The sequence below is a fragment of the Citrobacter europaeus genome, from assembly GCA_020099315.1.
GTDB classification, from domain to species: Bacteria; Pseudomonadota; Gammaproteobacteria; order Enterobacterales; family Enterobacteriaceae; genus Citrobacter; species Citrobacter europaeus.
The window spans coordinates 2,809,132-2,825,525 of the sequence record CP083650.1 but is presented as its reverse complement, the minus strand read 5'-3'; the positions used below and the strand labels follow the sequence as shown (position 1 = coordinate 2,825,525).

The 16,394-nt window shown below is 49.3% G+C and carries 17 protein-coding genes and 1 pseudogene; 10 read left to right on the top strand and 8 right to left on the bottom strand.

Annotated features, from left to right (window positions below):
- Positions 1-42: 42 nt before the first annotated feature.
- The gene (locus LA337_13390) at positions 43-1,068 is read right to left on the bottom strand and encodes a sensor domain-containing diguanylate cyclase (GenBank protein UBI14191.1); all 1,026 of its coding nucleotides are present in this window, start codon (positions 1,066-1,068) and stop codon (positions 43-45) included.
- Between the two features lie 186 nt (positions 1,069-1,254).
- Between LA337_13390 and LA337_13385 the strand changes: the two genes are divergently transcribed.
- A complete protein-coding gene (locus LA337_13385) occupies positions 1,255-1,503 on the top strand; it encodes a DUF333 domain-containing protein (GenBank protein UBI14190.1) in 249 nt (82 codons plus the stop codon).
- 7 nt (positions 1,504-1,510) lie between these two features.
- On the opposite strand, the gene LA337_13380 is transcribed toward LA337_13385, so the two are convergent.
- Complete coding sequence (locus LA337_13380) at positions 1,511-1,858, bottom strand: DUF488 domain-containing protein (GenBank protein ID UBI14189.1); 348 nt, start codon at positions 1,856-1,858, stop codon at positions 1,511-1,513.
- A gap of 198 nt (positions 1,859-2,056) precedes the next feature.
- Here LA337_13380 and LA337_13375 point away from each other — a divergent pair, with 198 nt between their 5' ends.
- Positions 2,057-2,764: a CTP synthase gene (locus tag LA337_13375; protein ID UBI14188.1), complete on the top strand. Its 708-nt coding sequence runs from the start codon at positions 2,057-2,059 to the stop codon at positions 2,762-2,764.
- A 37-nt stretch (positions 2,765-2,801) separates the two neighbouring features.
- On the opposite strand, the gene LA337_13370 is transcribed toward LA337_13375, so the two are convergent.
- Positions 2,802-3,989, bottom strand: coding sequence for a CynX/NimT family MFS transporter (locus LA337_13370; GenBank protein UBI14187.1), 1,188 nt, complete (start codon positions 3,987-3,989; stop codon positions 2,802-2,804).
- A gap of 98 nt (positions 3,990-4,087) precedes the next feature.
- Between LA337_13370 and LA337_13365 the strand changes: the two genes are divergently transcribed.
- A complete protein-coding gene (locus tag LA337_13365; protein UBI14186.1) occupies positions 4,088-4,906 on the top strand; it encodes a helix-turn-helix transcriptional regulator in 819 nt (272 codons plus the stop codon).
- Here LA337_13365 and LA337_13360 read toward each other — a convergent pair.
- The 3 genes from LA337_13360 to LA337_13350 form a co-directional block, all read right to left on the bottom strand.
- A complete protein-coding gene (locus LA337_13360; protein ID UBI14185.1) occupies positions 4,863-5,309 on the bottom strand; it encodes a DUF441 domain-containing protein in 447 nt (148 codons plus the stop codon). The two genes, LA337_13365 and LA337_13360, sit on opposite strands and share 44 nt — an antisense overlap.
- A 138-nt stretch (positions 5,310-5,447) precedes the next feature.
- A complete protein-coding gene (locus LA337_13355) occupies positions 5,448-5,951 on the bottom strand; it encodes a YbaK/prolyl-tRNA synthetase associated domain-containing protein (GenBank protein UBI14184.1) in 504 nt (167 codons plus the stop codon).
- A 44-nt stretch (positions 5,952-5,995) separates the two neighbouring features.
- On the bottom strand, positions 5,996-7,486 hold the full coding sequence (locus LA337_13350) for a GGDEF domain-containing protein (protein ID UBI14183.1): 1,491 nt from the start codon (positions 7,484-7,486) through the stop codon (positions 5,996-5,998).
- 165 nt (positions 7,487-7,651) lie between these two features.
- On the opposite strand from LA337_13350, the gene LA337_13345 reads away from it, so the two are divergent.
- Genes LA337_13345 through LA337_13335 form a run of 3 tightly spaced genes read left to right on the top strand, consistent with a single transcriptional unit; the run spans position 7,652 to position 9,520 of the window.
- The gene (locus tag LA337_13345; protein UBI14182.1) at positions 7,652-8,422 is read left to right on the top strand and encodes a class I SAM-dependent methyltransferase; all 771 of its coding nucleotides are present in this window, start codon (positions 7,652-7,654) and stop codon (positions 8,420-8,422) included.
- Between the two features lie 13 nt (positions 8,423-8,435).
- Positions 8,436-8,846, top strand: a complete 411-nt coding sequence (locus tag LA337_13340) for a hemerythrin domain-containing protein (protein UBI14181.1) — start codon at positions 8,436-8,438, stop codon at positions 8,844-8,846.
- Between the two features lie 35 nt (positions 8,847-8,881).
- Complete coding sequence (locus tag LA337_13335) at positions 8,882-9,520, top strand: CatB-related O-acetyltransferase (protein UBI14180.1); 639 nt, start codon at positions 8,882-8,884, stop codon at positions 9,518-9,520.
- A 75-nt stretch (positions 9,521-9,595) separates the two neighbouring features.
- On the opposite strand, the gene LA337_13330 is transcribed toward LA337_13335, so the two are convergent.
- Together LA337_13330 and yeaG are read right to left on the bottom strand one after the other, a co-directional pair.
- Positions 9,596-10,879 carry a YeaH/YhbH family protein gene (locus LA337_13330; protein ID UBI14179.1) on the bottom strand — a complete coding sequence of 428 codons (1,284 nt, stop codon included), beginning with the start codon at positions 10,877-10,879 and terminating at the stop codon, positions 9,596-9,598.
- A gap of 124 nt (positions 10,880-11,003) precedes the next feature.
- Positions 11,004-12,938 (bottom strand): protein kinase YeaG, encoded by a 1,935-nt coding sequence (yeaG, locus tag LA337_13325; protein UBI14178.1) that lies wholly within the window; start codon positions 12,936-12,938, stop codon positions 11,004-11,006.
- A 433-nt stretch (positions 12,939-13,371) separates the two neighbouring features.
- Here yeaG and LA337_13320 point away from each other — a divergent pair, with 433 nt between their 5' ends.
- The 4 genes and pseudogenes from LA337_13320 to LA337_13305 all read left to right on the top strand — a co-directional run bounded on the left by LA337_13320 (position 13,372) and on the right by LA337_13305 (position 16,335).
- The gene (locus LA337_13320) at positions 13,372-14,118 is read left to right on the top strand and encodes a MipA/OmpV family protein (GenBank protein UBI14177.1); all 747 of its coding nucleotides are present in this window, start codon (positions 13,372-13,374) and stop codon (positions 14,116-14,118) included.
- 579 nt (positions 14,119-14,697) lie between these two features.
- Positions 14,698-14,940: a hypothetical protein gene (locus LA337_13315; protein ID UBI14176.1), complete on the top strand. Its 243-nt coding sequence runs from the start codon at positions 14,698-14,700 to the stop codon at positions 14,938-14,940.
- A 10-nt stretch (positions 14,941-14,950) separates the two neighbouring features.
- Positions 14,951-15,304: a hypothetical protein gene (locus tag LA337_13310; protein ID UBI14175.1), complete on the top strand. Its 354-nt coding sequence runs from the start codon at positions 14,951-14,953 to the stop codon at positions 15,302-15,304.
- A gap of 176 nt (positions 15,305-15,480) precedes the next feature.
- Positions 15,481-16,335: pseudogene (locus LA337_13305) on the top strand (aldo/keto reductase).
- Positions 16,336-16,394 lie beyond the last annotated feature (59 nt).

Genomic DNA, 16,394 nt, shown 5'->3' with positions numbered 1-16,394 from the left:
TATCTGCCAGAGTGATTTAAAGACGAGTCAGCATAGCAGGGCTTAATGTACGACAAAAGGGGTTTTATCCTGACGTTTCTTATCTTTGTACATAGCGCTGTCTGCAAGGTGAAGCGCACAGTTTACATCAGTCTCCAGCGGATCAATTTCCACGATGCCCAGACTGGCGCCAGGATAAAACAGATGAATGTCACCCAGGAGGTAGTCGCCACAAATTTGCTGATGCAGTTGATTCTTTACCTGCAGCAGGCGATCGCGTTGCTCTTTGTCATCTTCCGGTGACAGGCTAACGACTAAAAATTCATCACCGCCCAGTCGACCAAGAATATCATTGTCACCGCATTTACCAAGCAGGCGCTGACCAATCTGGATCAGGAACTGATCGCCAACCTCATGACCAAAGCGGTCATTGATCAATTTGAAATCATCCAAATCAATATAGGCGACGACTACCTTCTGCCTGAGGTGGCGGGCAAGCGAAAAAAGGGTCTCGACATTTTCAAAGATTGCGCGCCGATTTGGTAATCCGGTCAGGGCATCGGTATAGGAGTGGGCAATCAGCGCGGCATTCGCTTCGCGTAACTGAGCCACCAGCGACTCTTTTTGAATCGACTGGGCGATCAGGCCCGCAAACAGATGTAACACCTGCTCGCCACGTTGGCTCAAGGCATGCTGGCGACGGCTGGTGGCGCAGAGCGTTCCGTAAAATGTTCCGTCGGGAAGATGAACCGGAGTGCTCAGGAAGGTGGTTATCTCCAGCGTGCGGGCGGCGGTGCATTCCGGCCAGCGGGCGGGTACGTTATCGCTGTAAAGACAGTTTTCGTCTATGGCGCGTTTGCACAGCGTCTCATCCCACGGTACGGACAGCCCCTCAGGGATCTGCATCTGCTTGCTATTGCGCGCGTACAAAATATGCTGCAGGCGGGCATCTAAATCGACCTTGGTTAAATAGGTGGATTCCATCTCTGTCACCACTTCCAGCATCTCCAGAAGTTGGCGAACCAGACTCTCAACTGACTGCTCCGTAGCTAAGGATTGTGAGACTCTGGCAAGGATCATGTCCGACATGAGGTGTAAATGCTCCTGAGTAATGACTGGGCTGACGTTGCCCGCATGATAGAACATCAAGGTGAAAGATGAAACACGCCATCCAGCACAGAATGTAAACATAAAATGGATAGCTGGCAGGAAAATATGGAGATAGATGTAAAGTCGGGGTAACCTGCCAGGATAAGTTTTTTAACAGGAGTAAATATGAAACTGGCGTCTATTGTTTTGCCCGGCTTGTTGGTGCTGGCGGGATGTACCGCTCAGCCTGAAGCCCCCAAACCACCTAAGATTGGCATGGCGAATCCGGCATCGGTGTATTGCGAACAAAAGGGCGGCTCGCTGATTGCGGTGCAGACCCCACAAGGCGTAAGGTCAGACTGCAAACTACCCGGCGGTGAAGTTATTGATGAATGGGCGCTCTGGCGTAGAGATCATCCGGAAACGGGTAAGTGATACGCGGTCAGCATTGACGTAGCCACTCAGCGAGCACCAGTGCGTGGTTTTGCTGAGTATTTTTCGCCGCATACAGTAGCGTTAAGGTTTGCTGTCGGGCAATCTCTGCGAGACGCTTTCCTTCCTGCTGCTGTTGAGCCAGTTCAGTGCGGTATTGCTCGGAAAAGTGCGAAAAATCAATCAATTCTGCGTGGAACGCCTTACGTAAATCAGATGACGGCGTAAGCGCTTTATTCCATTCATCAAAAACAAGGTCGGTTTTTTTTATCCCACGAGGCCACAACCGGTCGACCAGTACGCGATAGCCATCATCTTTTTCCGCGGGGTCATACACGCGTTTACATTGAATTTTCATCTTTTCATCCGCTCCTTTAAGCCACTGCTTTGATATATTTCATCACCTTTATTACGGTTAAATAAGATCGTAAAACGTGACCATTATAGCATTCTGCCCGCTCTGACACCCAATTTAAGGGATTGTGATATCAACAAAAAATAGGTAGGCTGAGGCTCCTTATAGTGTCCCTCATTGTCTGGACATAAGGAAAGCTTAATGGAAATTTCCCCAATTAAAGATACGCTTCGCATTGCGCTGGTGGGCGATTACAGTCCCGATATTGTAGCGCACCAGGCTATCCCTCTTGCCATCGATGATGCCGCCGCCGTCCTGGAATTGGTGGCTGATTATGACTGGCTAACCACATCTGATATCAGCAGCAGTGAAGATTTGATCGGCTATGATGCCATCTGGGTCGTTCCTGGCAGTCCATATCGCCATGTTGAAGGGGCGTTGATAGCGATACGCCACGCGCGTGAAAACAGCATCCCATTCTTGGGGACTTGTGGCGGTTTTCAACATGCGGTTCTGGAGTATGCCCGCAACGTGCTGGGCTGGAGCGACGCCGCACACGCGGAGACGGACAGCACGGGTCGGATGGTGATTGCGCCGTTGACCTGCTCGCTGGTAGAAAAAACGGATGATATTGAGCTGCGGGCCAATACGCTGATTGCCAAAGCCTACGGACGGGATGTTATCACCGAGGGGTATCACTGCAACTACGGCGTATCGGAGGATTTTGCCGCCGAGCTTGAAAGCGGCGATCTTCGGGTAACCGGTTGGGATGAAGCTGGTGATATCCGCGCCATTGAGCTGGTGACGCATCCATTTTATGTCGGTACGCTCTTTCAGCATGAACGCGGAGCTCTCGCGGGAAAACCCGTGCCGTTAGTTCAGGCGATGCTGCGCGCCGCGCGTGGATGAAAAAACAGGCAGGTTGTTCATGAACCTGCCCGCTGTATTATGCGTTTGCGATTTCCCGATTGCGTCCCGCGCACAGACCAAACACTGCCATCAGCATCGCTAACACGGCGACACCCGCTAATGGAATCAGCCAGCTACCGTTGAGGTCGTGAATTTTACCCATCAGCGGTGGCCCGCAGGCGGCCAGTAAATACCCAACAGATTGTGCCATGCCGGACAGGGCAGCAGCCTGATGTGCTGAGCTTGCGCGCAGGCCAATAAAGGTCAAGCCGAGGATCATCGTCGCGCCTGAGCCAAAGCCAAACAGGATAGTCCATAGCAATGCCTGGTCTGGCATTACCGCGAATCCTGCCGCGCCGAGGGCGCACATTAACGAAACCAGAGCGGCGATGGCGCGCTGATCCTTAAATCTGTTCAGTACGAGAGGGATTAATAACCCTGGCGCGGCGGTCGCCAACTGCAGTAAACCATGTAACGAACCAGCCTGCGCCTCGCTGTAACCGTGGCTGATCAAAATGGCAGGCAGCCAGCCGATGATCACGTAGTAGATAAGTGAATTGATCCCGAGAAACAGCGTCACCTGCCAGGCGAGGCTTGATCGCCAGATGGCGCGGGAATGCAATGCGCGCGAGTTGCTCAGACTGGCATTGGCCTTCTGGCGGCATTGAGGTAACCAGATAATCAGCGCCAGCAGCGGAAAAACCATCAGTACCATCAGCGCACCGCGCCAGCCAAACCCGTTCAACGCCAGCGGAACCACAATAGCTGAACCCAGTGCCGCCGCCGCGCCCATGGTCAATGAGTATGCGCCAGTGAGTTTTGCCACATGCTGAGCAAAATCACGCTTGATCAGCCCAGGTAAAAGCACATTTCCCAGTGCGATTCCGCAACCAATGATGGCGGTGCCACTAAACAGGAACCCAGGTGAGGGTAGCGAACGTATCGCAATACCTGCGCAAATCAGTAGCATAGCGGCAAACAGGCTGCGCTCGATGCCCCAACGGCGCGCAACGGCGGCGGCCAGAGGCGATACCAGTGCAAACGCCAGCAGCGGCAGGGTGGTCAGAAGTCCCGTCTGGGCGGTGCTCAGACCATAATCGGCGCGAATTGCATCCAGCAATGGGGCGGCACCGGTAAAGGTGACGCGCAATGTGGTGGCAATCATCAGGATCCCTGCAATCAGCAAAGCTGCGTTTTTGCCGCGGGAGGAAGGCGTATTTGTCATTTTTTTCTCATATCGTCAGGCGAGGCGATACTTTAGCGTTTTTACTCTATGGATGAATCAAGCTAAAATGACAGTTTATCGCTAAAAACGGACATTTTATGTTAGGACTGAGGCTGGATGGGTATGAGCCCGACCTTCATCACGATGCGGCGGTGGCGTTTTGTATTCAGGCCCGGGAAGATGAACTCTTCAGTCCGCTACATCAGCACCGTAAGGGTCAGTTGATTCTGGCGTTGCATGGCGCGATCACCTGTGAGGTTGAAAATGCCATGTGGATGGTGCCTCCACAATATGCCGTATGGATCCCCGGTGAGATTCCACACAGCAACCACGTTACCGTTGGCGCGCAATTGTGCTTTTTGTTTATTGAGCCGCAGGCCGTCGTGATGCCCGAACGCTGCTGCACGCTGAAAATCGCCCCGTTATGTCGGGAGCTTATTCTGGCGCTGGCGTCCAAAACGGATACTCAACGACTGGAGCCGGCAACCCAGCGACTGACGCAGGTATTATTTGATGAACTTCCGCAGCAACCGCAGGAGCAAATGCAGTTACCGGTTTCCGAACACCCGAAAATCCGCAAAATGGTCGCGACGATGGCGCGGGAACCGGCGCAGTGGCAGACCTTGGGGCAGTGGGCCAGCGTATTTGCGATGAGTGAGCGGAACCTTGCCCGTCTGGTCGTTAAGGAAACGGGGTTGAGTTTTCGCCGTTGGCGTCACCAGCTTCAACTGATTCTGGCGCTGCAGGCGCTGATAGATGGTCATAACGTGCAACAGGTTGCGCAAATGCTCGGTTACGATTCAACCACGGCATTTATCACCATGTTCAAAAAAGGCCTGGGACAGACGCCAGGCCGTTATCTGGCTGGGCTGGCTACTGCTTCCCAACAATCAATGACACCAGACCTGCTGCAATGAGCGGCCCCACCGGCACACCGCGAAATAGCGCCACGCCCAGTACCGTGCCCACCAGTAAACCGGCAACGAGCTGAGGTTGGCTGCCCATAAGCGTGATACCGCGCCCGCCAAGCCAGGAGACAAATACCCCGACGGCAATAGCGACCAGTGATTTCCAGTTAACAAAGGAGTGGATGAGCGTGGAGGGCGGTAGCGTTCCGCTGGCGATCGGCGCCATAACGCCAATGGTCAGAATGATAATCCCGACGGTCAGGCCCTGTTTTTCTATCCATGGGAAGAAAGTATTCAGAGGGGTAACACGGACAATGATCAGCACCAGAATTGAAACAGCGACAGTGGTGTTGTGGCTGACAAAGCCCAGAGCTGCCAGTCCGAGCAGGATCAGCAGAGTGACATCAAACATCGTAGTTTCCTTGCCAAAAGAAAAAATAAGCCTGCTTACTGTACGCGTAAATGCGTGACGGAACAGGCTTTTTTTAATGATTATGATTTTTTTTGGGCTAACGCACGATGCGACGTTTTTTACTGCTAACTCGGGCTGTTATTGCTCGCGGCGGAACGGGATTAATTCCGGTTGCGCGATGCGCAGATAATCTGCGGTATCCATAATCACGGATTTTTCGAGCACCCCGGCATTGAACGCAATTTCATTAAAACGCGCAAATAATAGCGGATCGGCAACCAGCTTGAGATTTGGATGGAAGCTAAACGGTGGGATAGCGCCAAATACGCAGCCTGTCAGCTCATCGACTTCCGCAGGGCTGGCAAGTGATGCTCTTAACCCGCCGATATGACTGGCGAGCAGGCTCAGGTCAGCCTGCTGGTCGGCAGGCAGAATCGCCAGTACATGCTGATTTACACCGTTGCCTTTCACCTTACAGACCAGCGCTTTTGCTCCCTGACCCAGCGCGGTACCACGAATTTCAGAAACCGCTTCACATTTACCTACGGCTTCATGGCTTATCACGCGATACGTTGCGCCTTGTTCTGCCAACAGCGAAATTAAACGCTGATGTGTGGCGTTACCTTTGTTCACTTCCGTCATGACTTACTCCTGGTACAACAATGAAAATCCTGTCAGAAAAAAGATCACGCACCGGTGCGTTTTTTCTGTTTGTTCAGGTAGAGCTGTGCATCGGATGCTTTATAGGCATCATCGATGGTGTCGTTTGGCTGCATATTATAAATCCCTGCGGAAAAGCTGATTGATATATCTTGCGCAATAATTTGTAAGTTATAGCGGATCCTCTCCAGCAGACGAGGCGTTAATTCGCCGGGGTGATCGATGAGGATAATACAAAACTCATCCCCACCGAGGCGGATGGCATAGTCGCTTTTGCGAATCGAGGTTTGAATAGCTTTGGCCAAAATGGTGATAATGCGATCGCCTTCCTTATGACCCAGCGTATCATTAATGACTTTTAGTTTATCGCAATCAATGGCGATAAAGGTCACGAGGGTGCCTGAGTTTACTAACTGCTGTAAACGCTGTTCGAGCGTCGGCGTGAGAATTTTACGGTTATAGAGCCCGGTCATCGCGTCACTGATGTTTTCCCGCGTGACGTTGTGGTACAGCCGAAAGTGTGTTCTGACCATATTCAGCAGCAGGATCGTCGCCAGCAGATAGAAGGCGAATATTTTCCAGGAGGAGACAATAAAGTACATAAAATCAAGCGATAAAGTGATGCGTATCCCGCCGGGTATCTCCTTCTGGTAGTGAACGTAGCGAAACAGGTTGGTCTCGCTTTGGTGAACGAGTATCTCTTTACCAGAGTTGATGTCCGAGAGCGTTACGTTAAGATAGCGCCAGACGAGAGGGCGGTCGCTGGTATAAAAAATATTCTTTAAATTCTCTTTGTTGATATCCACCATCACCACGCCTTTTAACTTACTGGCATAGTAGACCGGTGTTAAAAAGCTCATCACCTTTTTCTCGGTCAGATTATCTTCATAAATGCTGGAGATCACCGTGCGCCCCGTGAAGATACCGTCAATATCATTCTGGTCGATTCCCAGAGTACCTTTTTGCAAAAACGACCAGTTGTGTATCGCAAATTTTCGCGAGTCGATCAGATCATAGAAATAGACATAATTATTCTTGAGATCGACGTAATATCGAAATTTATACTCCAGCGTACCTAATCCCTGGCCGTAATCTTTTTGCTCACGATTAACGTTTACCGCCTGGTCAAAAGAAGGCAGTAGAAATATATCTTCAAGTTTCTCGCTACATTTTGTGGAGGTAGTTTGCAACGTACCGTGTAATGGCTGGTAGCTATGCTTCGTGAGGTTGAGCCCATGAGTGCCGTTAACGCTGTCGAAAGCGTTGCAAAGTGCTTTTTGTTGCTCGACAGAAGCAGGTTCCTGGGGGGATGAAAAAGTGCGCATCAGATGGGCTGCAATGCTTTGATTAGTATACTTATCATAGAGAAACGACGAGTCTGCTTTCTCATTGATATAGCGCATATACGCATTCATTGCTTTATCGCTGGCAATGAGCTCATAAACCAAAAAAGAAGACGTCAAAACAATTACGCTGACGGAGATAAAGAGCCTGAGCGCTTTATGATGCAATTTCATAATGATTTACAGCCCTGTAAGTCTGATACTTCAGTCTATCACACGGCATACATCCGCTCTAACGCTACTGGAAAGGACATTTTGTAATAAAAATCATTCGCGTGCTTCACCTTTAACTCTTAATGTTGTATTTATAATGCAACTTATAGAAAAGGAGACAGACAGATGAGCGCGACTGAAAAAGCGGGGCATACTTTCTTAGCCAGCCTGGGCAAAACACGTCTGCGTCCGGGAGGCGTTGAAGCAACAGAGTGGTTGTTCAGCCAGTCACAGTTAACGTCCAACAGCCAGGTACTTGAAGTGGCATGCAACATGGCCACGACGGCGATAGAGTTAGTTCAACGCTATGGTTGTACGGTATACGCCATTGATATGGATAAAACCGCACTGGAAAACGCCAGAAACAACGTGGCGGCAAAAGGTCTGGAAAATCACATTCACGTCATGGCTGCTAACGCCAACATCCTTCCTTTTGCGGATAACAGTTTCGACGTTGTGATTAACGAAGCCATGCTGACAATGTATGCCGATAAAGCGAAGGCGAAGTTAGTTGCCGAGTATTTTCGCGTATTGAAGCCCGGCGGTCGTCTGCTCACTCACGACATTATGTTTACCGCACAAAAACTGGGCGCGGGCGAGCAGGGCCAGCTTGTAGAGGTGGTGAAGTCGAATGTCAGCCCGATGACCAGACAAGCCTGGCGCGAGTTATTTCTCAACTGTGGGTTTGAACAGGTCCTGCAGCAGAATGGCGATATGTCGCTGATGTCGCCGCGAGGATTAATTCGTGATGAAGGGCTGACAGGAGCGATTAAAATTGTGTTTAACGGATTACGCACGAGTGACAATCGTCGCCGGTTCCTGAAAATGTTTCGCTTCTTCCGTTCGCAACGTCACCAGCTCAACTACATTGCCTGCTGCTCCGTAAAGGGAAAATGAAAAGGATAACCGGATGAATATTGATAAAATGAAAAATCAGCATGTTGAAATCCTGGAAAAAATATCATTTCTGCGTAAGTTGAGCCATGCAGGGGTATCATCCAATGCTCAGGAAATTGCTACTGCGATCGTTAGCATGAGTGCAATTATTAAAACGCATTTGTCTGCTGAAGATCAGTTCCTTTATCCGCATATTGAACATGATGGAAGCAGCACGCTCAGACAGGTTAGCTCAAAATTTCAACGCGAAATGACGGATATCGTCAGTGAATATGAAGTTTTTTCCCGGCGCTGGAATATTGCCAGTAAATTAGTAGGTAATGATGCGGCATTCAGATGTGATGCAAACAATGTTCTACGCAAAGTGTATGAGCGTATGCAAAAAGAAAATAAAGACTTCTATCCGCTGGTGGAAAGGATGTAGGGTGTTTTAAAACTCAATGATAAAAGGATTGTGAAGTGTCAGAAAAACACTGGTCGAGAATGGAGTATCTTCATCAGACGGTGACCAACCCTAATATTATTATTAAGGGTACACATAGTTATTACAGTGATTGCTGGGATCAAGGATTCGAACGTTCGGTTGTGAGGTATTTACTCGGCGATGAGATCAGCAAAGACTGGGAACCGCTTGGACATTTGGATAAGTTGATTATCGGGAATTTCGTCTGCATAGGCGCGGAAAGCGTTATTCTGATGGGTGGAAATAGTACGCATCGGCTTGACTGGATCAGCCTTTATCCTTTTATGGCGTCAATCAAAGATGCTTACGAGTTTCGTGGCGACACGGTGTTGCATGATGGTTGTTGGTTAGGTATGCGGGCCATGATCATGCCAGGCGTTACTATTGGGGAAGGCGCTGTTGTTGCAGCAGGTGCGGTGGTGACTAAAGATGTGCCACCGTATGCTGTAGTCGGAGGTAATCCGGCTAAAATAATAAAATATCGCCTGCCGATGGGTGAAATTGAACGATTACTGGCCCTTAATTTGTACCAGCTACCAGAGGAGTCACTCGTGAAAATGCAACTTCTGTTGTCTTCTGGCGATATTTCCGCGCTCGAAGTGGAAGTGGCTTGCCTGAGACAAAATGCGCTATGACATAAAGTCTGGTCAAGATACGTGGTCATAAAAATCAGCCAGAGGAGGCAATCTCTGGCTGATTTGTTTATGTGGTCAGCTATTACTGGTCGTACTTTGCTTATGAAACAGTTCGCGGAATACCGGATAAATATCATCCTGGTCGCGGATATGTTGCATCGCAAAATTTTCAAACGTTGACTGTAGATGTTCGTATTCACGCCACAAGGTCTGGTGCGCGCGGCGGGTGATTTCGATATAGCTATAATATCGCACCACCGGTAGCAGTTTTTTCGCCAGAATCTCGTGACACAACGGTGAATCATCCGCCCAGTTATCACCGTCCGAGGCCTGCGCGGCATATATATTCCACTGGGCCGGGTCATAACGGTCTTTTACCACTTCATCCATTAACTTCAACGCGCTGGAGACAATGGTGCCACCGGTTTCCTGAGAGTAGAAGAACTCGTGCTCATCCACCTCTTTCGCCTGGGTATGGTGGCGAATATAAACCACTTCCACGTTTTTGTAGGTCCTGCTCAGGAACAAATACAGCAGGATGTAAAAACGCTTGGCCATGTCTTTGGTCGACTGATCCATTGAGCCAGAAACGTCCATCAGACAAAACATCACTGCCTGGCTGGAAGGATCGGGCCGTTTTTCATAATTCTTGTAGCGTAAATCAAAGGTGTCGATAAACGGCACGCGTTCGATTTTTGCCCGTAATTCGGCAATTTCTTTGCGTAACCGTTCTTCTTCCAGCAACTGCGCTGGTTCACTTTTCGCGATGGTTTCCAAATCTGCTTCGAGCGCATGCAGTTCGCGACGCTTACCCGCCGTCATCGCCGTGCGGCGCGCCAGTGAGTTTTGCAGGGAGCGCACCACGCTGATGTTGGCAGGCACACCGTTTGAGGTAAACCCTGCCCGGTGCGTTTTGTACTCCGTTAACTGACGCTGCTGATTCTGCTTCAGGTTAGGAAGTGCTAAATCTTCGAACAACAGATCGAGATACTCATCTTTAGAGATCTGGAAGACGAATTCATCCTGACCTTCGCCATCCTGGCTGGCCTGGCCTTGCCCGCTTCCTGAACCGCCGTCGCCACCCTGTGGGCGCTCAATACGGTCATTCTGCACAAAATGGTCGTTACCCGGATGCACACGATGGCGCAGGCCGCCACGCCCCTGGTGGAACATCGGTTCGCTAATATCATCGGTCGGAATAGAGACAGATTCGCCGCTATCCACATCAGTCACCGAACGCTTGTTAATGGCCTCGGAGATCGACTGTTTAATTTGCGATTTATAACGGCGTAAGAAGCGCTGACGGTTTACCGTGCTCTTGTTTTTGCCGTTAAGACGTCGGTCTATGAACCAGGTCATATGCCCCCCGTACTGCCAACTGTTCGCCATGTCTGTAAGTGCCGGATGGCGCTGGCGCTATCCGGCCTACGGAACATTGTTTTGCAAGCCCGGTAAGCGCATGCGCCGCCGGGCATTTATGCTATTAGGACGATTTACGTACGCGCAAATACCATTCGCACAGTAAACGCACCTGTTTACGCGTGTAGCCTTTTTCCATCATACGATCGACAAAATCGTCGTGCTTTTTCTGCTCGTCAGTCGAGGTTTTGGCGTTGAACGAAATGACCGGCAGCAGCTCTTCGGTATTGGAGAACATTTTCTTCTCAATAACCGTGCGCAATTTTTCGTAACTGGTCCAGTTTGGGTTACGACCGCTGTTATTCGCTCTGGCACGCAGAACAAAGTTAACGATCTCGTTACGGAAATCTTTCGGGTTACTGATACCCGCCGGCTTCTCAATTTTCTCCAGTTCTGAGTTCAGCGACTCACGGTCAAACAGCTGACCGGTATCCGGGTCGCGATACTCCTGATCCTGAATCCAGAAATCCGCATAAGTGACATAGCGGTCGAAAATATTTTGTCCATATTCGGAATAGGATTCGAGATAGGCTGTCTGGATCTCTTTGCCAATGAATTCAGCATATTTCGGGATCAGATAACCTTTCAGGAACTCAAGATATCGTTCAGCCAGCTCCTGTGGGAACTGTTCGCGCTCGATTTGCTGTTCCAGGACGTAGAACAGATGCACCGGGTTCGCCGCAACTTCTGCATGATCAAAGTTAAAGACGCGAGAAAGGATCTTAAACGCAAAACGCGTGGAGAGACCGTTCATTCCCTCATCTACCCCAGCGTAATCCCGATACTCCTGGTAGGACTTCGCTTTTGGATCGGTATCTTTCAGGCTTTCACCATCGTAAACGCGCATCTTCGAGTAAATGCTCGAGTTCTCAGGTTCTTTCAGACGAGAAAGAATGGTGAAGCGAGAGAGCGTTTCCAGCGTACCCGGCGCGCAAGGCGCATGGGTCAGCTCACTATGATTGAGCAGTTTTTCGTAAATCTTGATCTCTTCGGAGATCCGCAGGCAATAAGGCACTTTGACGATGTAAACACGGTCAAGGAACGCCTCATTGTTTTTGTTATTACGGAACGTCACCCATTCGGATTCGTTCGAGTGGGCAAGAATAATCCCGTTAAACGGCAGGGCGGAGATACCTTCTGTCCCGTTGTAGTTTCCTTCCTGGGTTGCGGTCAGCAGAGGATGCAGCACTTTAATCGGTGCTTTAAACATCTCAACGAACTCCATAATCCCCTGGTTTGAGCGGCACAGTGCACCCGAATAACCATAGGCATCAGGATCGTTCTGGGCGTGGTGTTCGAGTTTACGAATATCCACTTTCCCCACCAGCGCAGAGATATCCTGGTTGTTTTCATCACCAGGCTCCGTTTTGGCGATTGCGATCTGCTCCAGAATAGACGGCCAGACTTTGACGACGCGGAATTTTGTAATGTCCCCGCCAAAATCATGCAGACGTTTCGCAGCCCACGGCGACATGATCGTACCGAGATAGCGACGCGGGATCCCATACTCTTTTTCCAGAATCTGCGCGTCTTCCTGTGGATTAAACAGGCATAACGGATGATCGTTTACCGGACTACGTTCGCCATTGGCGCTCAGGACATAAATCGGTACTCGCTGCATCAGCGACTTCAGCCGCTCAGCAAGAGATGATTTCCCCCCTCCCACAGGCCCCAGCAGATACAGGATCTGCTTCTTCTCTTCCAGACCTTGAGCCGCATGCTTCAAATAAGAAACAATCTGCTCAATGGCGTCTTCCATGCCGTAAAACTCTTCAAAGGCGGGATATCGTGCAATCACCCGATTCGAAAAGAGTCGAGAAAGTCGAGGTTCGTGGGCAGTGTCGACCATGACAGGCTCACCAATAGCCATTAATAGCCGCTCTGCCGCGTTGGCATAAGCACTGCGATCTTGCCGACAAGTGGTAAGAAACTCCTGCAGCGTGAACTCTTCGTCCTTGGCAGCTTCATAACGCTGGCGATAGTGATCGAATATATTCATGGTATGCCGTCCTTTCGTTTTTTAGCACATGTTAAGAGCCGTTCATATGAATAGTAGAGGCCCCTGAAGAGGTAAACTGAACGACGTCGCCGCTGAAGAAATAAGCAACTCTCATGCCATTGTGGTGGTCAGGAGATCAACGCATTCGGTGATACACCTTCTAAAATTAAGCGTAGATGGCATTTGCAAAACTTGCCTGTGTGCGCAAATGAATTTCAATGGCATATCAATAACTCATCAGCAAAAAAAGCACATCTTATGTAAAGAAATGAGGCAGGATTCATACAGTGTTAACCCTTCTGCAAGCAAATTGTCATCACTCGCTGAGAAATTAGGGGGTTACATTCCGGGGCGAATACGTAAAATAGTTGGGCTGAAGCGTATTGGCGGTTAAACTTTGACCGCTACACATTTGAATAAGGAATTATGGACTGTGACCAAACTCAAACTTCTGGCATTGGGCATCCTTGCAGCAACCGCAGTTAGCACCGCACAGGCGGAAAGTCAGTGGACTGTTGGTGCAGGTGCCGGCGTGATTAACAGCCCGTACAAACAGTATGACCGTGATGTTTATCCCGTTCCGGTTGTCACCTATGAAGGCGATAACGTCTGGTTCCACGGTCTGGGTGGCGGCTACTATCTGTGGAATGATACGGCAGATAAGCTCTCCATCATGGCGTACTATGATCCGACGCACTTCAAGCCGGGTGATAGCGATAGCCATGCTTTGCGCCAACTCGACAAGCGTAAAAGCAGCTTGATGGCTGGCCTCTCGTATGTACATAACACCCAGTATGGTTTCCTGCGTACTGCACTGGCGGGTGATACTCTGGATAACAGCAATGGTTTTATCTGGGATCTGGCCTGGCTCTACCGTTACACCAACGGTGCGCTGACTCTGACGCCGGGTATCGGTGTGCAGTACAGCAGCGAAAACTACAACGACTATTATTATGGCGTGTCTAATAACGAGTCTCGCCGCAGTGGTCTGAAAAGCTACAACGCTGACGATGGTTGGGATCCGTTCCTGGAGTTAACCGCGAGCTATAACTTCCTTGGCAACTGGAACGTATACGGCACTGGCCGTTATGTGCGTTTGAGTGATGAAGTGAAGGACAGCCCAATGGTTGACAAGTCCTGGTCTGGCATCTTCTCAGTGGGTGTGACCTACAAGTTCTGATACCACTGCGTGTCAAACACTAGCCCGCAGAGATGCGGGCTTTTTTGTGCGTAACAGAGATAAATGTTGATCTAAAACATGAGATTTGATTTTTTGTGCCATTATGACATTACACCTGGTCGCAACGAATATTTAACGTAGTTTCTCTGTCGCAATTACCAAAATTAAACCTCTTGCATGATTAACCTTAAATATCTTCGTTTGGTAAGGGAGGCGTATCTGCACAATTTTACGAATCATTGTCCTGTGTAAGTGATTTTGGTTTGTGCAATATCTTGATAGGATTCTCTTTTATAATCGTAGCATGCATTTATTATTTCTTATCGTGCGCTATAAAACAGTTGATAACTATTTTATTCTTTTTGATTAACATTGAAAGTTAACTTTCATTTGAAAAAAAAGAAAAGCATTCAATTCATTTTTACTTTACATCTTTTGGGTATTTATCTGAAAAAATTAAAATTGACATTAAATTATCTATTGCAGATATTAATCCAACTTAAAGTTAAGACAGTAACTCTGCGTGGCTGAGGTATTACATGCCATGTGGCTTTCTTGAGAATCAACCGGGTATAAATAATGAAAAAGTTAATCTTGATAGCGATGATGAGCTGCGTTCTGGCGGGATGTTCCACTGAGGCTTCACGCATGAATGCTTGCGAAAGCAAGGGCGTGAGCCGCGATGCCTGCTATATCGCAGAGCAAAACCGTCAGGCGACAATCAATGCCGCAGCTGAAAAACAGGCTATGGAAAACGCGCAAAACGTATATAGCTCAAATGATACTAATACCAGTCATCACCACAAACACGACAAATATTAAGATTTAACTTATGAAAAAATTAATAATTATCGCTGTGCTGGCAGCGACATCTGCAGCGGTGCCCGCCTATGCCATCAGTGAAGCATATCGACAGCAGCTGCAGCATGAACATAAAACGATGGTCAGCGATGCGAATGCTCCGGTACACGTCACTAAAATCACACCAGTGCATGTGAATAAACTGGGCGTAGACTTTAAATGCGGCGCTGATGGTATTGCTTATATTAATGGCAAAGCTGCGGCAAATGATGAGAACAGTGCAGAAGCTCAGACTTATAGCGCGGGCCTGATTTCCGTCATCGTTTATAAAAATGGAAAGATCAATGCGATGAAAGAGGGTAAATATTTAGGCCGCTTGAAATAACCACCGCGCAGTTAAGATTTTTTGCTATTTAGCCCGGGAGCATTATTTCTTCCCGGGTTTTTTATGCCATTGCCATAGCGGTCAATTCCAATCACGGATGGTGCAATTTGTGCACCTTAACAGGACACATGCCGGTTGTTTTGCTTTACTGTGATGCATTAACACAGGAGGGTGCGATGACAGCGAAACAGGTGATGTTTACAAAGCAGGAATCGCTTCCTGCTATTGGGCAGGGAACATGGTACATGGGCGAGGACCGAAGCCGACGTCGGGATGAGGTTTCAGCCCTGCGAGCGGGTCTTGATCTCGGGCTGCGGCTGATTGATACCGCCGAAATGTATGCTGATGGCGCAGCGGAAGAGGTTGTGGGTGAAGCAATAGCGGGGCGGCGTGATAACGCCTTTTTAGTCTCGAAAGTTTATCCCTGGAATGCCGGTGGACAGAAGGCCATTACCGCCTGTGAAGCGAGCTTGCGTCGACTGAAAACTGATTATCTGGATCTCTATTTGCTGCACTGGTCGGGAAATTTTTCATTTGCTGAGACCATCGACGCTATGGAAGCGCTTATCGCGCAGGGGAAAATCCGTCGCTAGGGCGTCTCAAATCTCGATTATGATGATATGCAGGCGTTATGGCAGGTACCAGGTGGACGGGAATGCGCAACTAACCAGGTGCTTTATCATTTAGCATCGCGCGGTATTGAATATGATTTGCTGCCGTGGTGCCAGCAGCAGCAGATGCCAGTTATGGCTTACAGCCCACTGGCTCAGGCAGGTCGACTGCGCGGTGACTTGCTTTCTAACTCTGTGGTTAACGACATTGCGCGCACGCACAATGTTAGCGCTGCTCAGGTTTTGCTGGCGTGGGTGATTCGTCTTCCGGGCGTAATGGCGATTCCGAAAGCGGCAAGCGTAGCGCATGTGGAACAGAATGCCGCTGCCCTGGAGATAGCGCTCTCTGTTGATGAGCTGAAGCAGTTAGATAAGGCATATCCGGCACCAAAAGGCAAAACGGCGCTGGATATGGCCTGATTTGTCGAATAGCCTACGGCTGCGAGCGGTTTGTTGGCCGGATAAGGCGTGAGCCGCAT